A 2,687-nucleotide genomic window follows, 5' to 3' on the forward strand; every position below is an offset into this window, starting at 1 on the left:
CTCGTAGGCCTCCAGGGCCGACTCCAGCTGCTCGATCGCCGGCAGGTCCAGGTGGTTCGTCGGCTCGTCCAGGACGAGCAGGTTCACCCCGCGGCCCTGGAGCAGCGCCAGCGCCGCCCGGGTGCGCTCGCCCGGGGACAGCGTCGCGGCCGGGCGCAGCACATGCGCCGCCTTCAGGCCGAACTTGGCCAGCAGCGTGCGCACCTCCGCCGGCTCGGTGTCCGGGACCGCCGCGCAGAAGGCCTCCAGCAGCGACTCCTCGCCGAGGAACAGCCCGCGGGCCTGGTCCACCTCGCCGACCAGGACGCCGGAGCCGAGCGTGGCGGAGCCGGAGTCCGGGGCCAGCCGGCCCAGCAGGACGGCGAGGAGGGTGGACTTCCCGGCGCCGTTGGCCCCGGTGATCGCGACCCGGTCCGCCCAGTCGATCTGCAGGGAGGCCGGGCCGAAGGCGAAGTCCCCCCGCTTGACGGCCGCCTCGCGCAGGGTCGCGACGACCGAGCCGGAGCGCGGGGCCGCCGCGATCTCCATCCGCAGCTCCCACTCCTTGCGCGGCTCCTCGACCACCTCCAGCCGCTCGATCGCCCGCTGCGTCTGGCGGGCCTTCGCGGCCTGCTTCTCGCTGGACTCCCCGCGCAGGGCCCGGCCGATCTTGTCGTTGTCGGAGGACTTGCGGCGGGCGTTGCGCACGCCCTTGTCCATCCAGTTCCGCTGCATCTGGGCCCGGCCCTCGAGGGCGGCCTTCTTGTCCGCGTACTCCTCGAACTCCTCGCGGGCGTGGCTGCGGGCCCGGGCGCGCTCCTCCAGGTACGACTCGTAGCCGCCGCCGTAGAGGTTGATCTGCTGCTGGGCCAGGTCGAGTTCGAGGACCTTGGTGACGGTCCGCGTCAGGAACTCGCGGTCGTGGCTGATGACGACGGTGCCCGCGCGCAGCCCCGTCACGAACCGCTCCAGCCGTTCCAGACCGGCGAGGTCCAGGTCGTTGGTGGGCTCGTCCAGGAGGAACACGTCGTAACGGGACAGCAGCAGGGAGGCGAGGCCGGCGCGGGCGGCCTGGCCGCCGGACAGCGCCGTCATCGGCAGGTCCAGGCTCACCCCCAGGCCCAGCTCGTCCGCGGTCTCCTGGGCCCGCTCGTCCAGGTCGGCGCCGCCGAGGTTCAGCCACCGGTCGAGGGTCTCCGCGTACGCGTCGTCGGCGCCGGGGGTGCCGTCCACCAGCCCCTGCGTGGCCTCGTCCAGCGCCGCCTGCGCGGCCGCGACCCCGGTCCGCCGGGCCAGGAACTCCCGTACCGTCTCACCCTCCCGCCGCTCGGGCTCCTGCGGGAGGTGGCCGACGGCCGCACCGGGCGGGGAGAGCCGCAGCTCACCGGTCTCGGGGGTGTCCAGTCCGGCGAGCAGCCGCAGCAGGGTCGACTTCCCGGCGCCGTTGACGCCGACGAGGCCGATGACGTCGCCGGGTGCGACGACGAGGTCGAGGCCGGCGAAGAGCGTGCGCTCGCCGTGCGCGGCGGTGAGGTTCTTGGCGACGAGGGTTGCAGTCATGATGCCCCGATCCTATCGGCGCGCCGCGCGCCGGCGGCCTACCCGCCGGTCAGCCGCAGACCGGCCCACAGGGCGGCCACCGCCGCCGCGAGGGCCGCGGGGGTGGTGAGCAGCCCGAGGCGGGTGAAGTCCCCCAGCCGGACGTCCTCGCCGTGCACGTGCAGCATCCGCCGCCACAGCAGGGTGGCCAGCGAGCCCGCGTAGGTGAGGTTGGGGCCGATGTTCACCCCGATCAGCACGGCCAGCACCACGCCGGGCCCGGCCGGCGCGGCCAGCGGGAGCAGGGCCAGCACCGCGGGCAGGTTGTTGATCAGGTTGGCGAGCACGGCGGCCACCCCGGCCACCGCCAGCAGCGCGGGCAGCGAGTCCCCGTCGGGCGTCAGCCACTCCAGCCCGTCGCCGAGCCCGTGGTCCACCACCGCCCGGACGACCACCCCCAGCGCCAGGACGAACAGGCAGAACGCGGGCGCGGTCGAGGCCAGCAGCCGCCTCGGGGTGGTCTCGCGGCGCCGCAGGGCCCGCACGCCCAGCGCCACCGCACCGGCCAGCGCCGCCCAGGCCGGGCTCGCCCCCGCCAGCGAGGCCACCGCGAACCCCGCCAGGGTCAGCGCCAGCACAGCCGTCGCGAACCGGGGCAGCGGCGCGGGCTCCGCCGCCTCGGGCACATGCTCGGGCGGGGCCGCCAGGTCGCCCCGGAAGTACCGGCGGAACACCACGTACTCCACCCCGATGGCCACCGCCCAGGGCAGGGCCATCAGCCCCGCGAACCGGGTGAAGGTCAGCCCGCTCGCGGCGAAGGCCAGCAGGTTCGTCAGATTGGAGACGGGCAGCAGCAGCGAGGCCGTGTTCGCCAGGTGCGCGGTGGCGAACACGTGCGGGCGCGGGCGGGCCCCCAGCCGGGCGGACGTGGCCAGCACCACCGGAGTCAGCAGCACCACCGTGGCGTCCAGGCTGAGGGCGGCCGTCACCGCCGAGGCCGCCAGGAACACCCCGCCCAGCAGCCCCGTCGCGCCCCGCCCGGCCGCACGCCGGGCCACCGCGGCCCCCGCCGCCCGGAACAGCCCCTCGTCCGCGCACAGCTGCGCGAGGGCCAGGATCACGGCCAGGAACCCGACCACGGGCAGCAGCCCCCGCAGCTGCTCCCAGGC

Annotated in this window: 2 protein-coding genes; both read right to left on the reverse strand. The window is 75.8% G+C overall.

The window, feature by feature from the left end; translation table 11 throughout:
- Positions 1 to 1,539: ABC-F family ATP-binding cassette domain-containing protein (locus VR44_RS13065; protein WP_045947634.1), on the reverse strand; the 1,539-nt coding region annotated here is incomplete at its 3' end.
- Positions 1,540 to 1,577: 38 nt separating this feature from the next.
- A partial coding sequence (locus VR44_RS13070; RefSeq protein WP_052713586.1) for an ArsB/NhaD family transporter occupies positions 1,578 to 2,687 on the reverse strand: 1,110 nt, incomplete at its 5' end.

It is taken from the genome of Streptomyces katrae, from assembly GCF_000966975.1.
GTDB lineage: Bacteria > Actinomycetota > Actinomycetes > Streptomycetales > Streptomycetaceae > Streptomyces > Streptomyces katrae.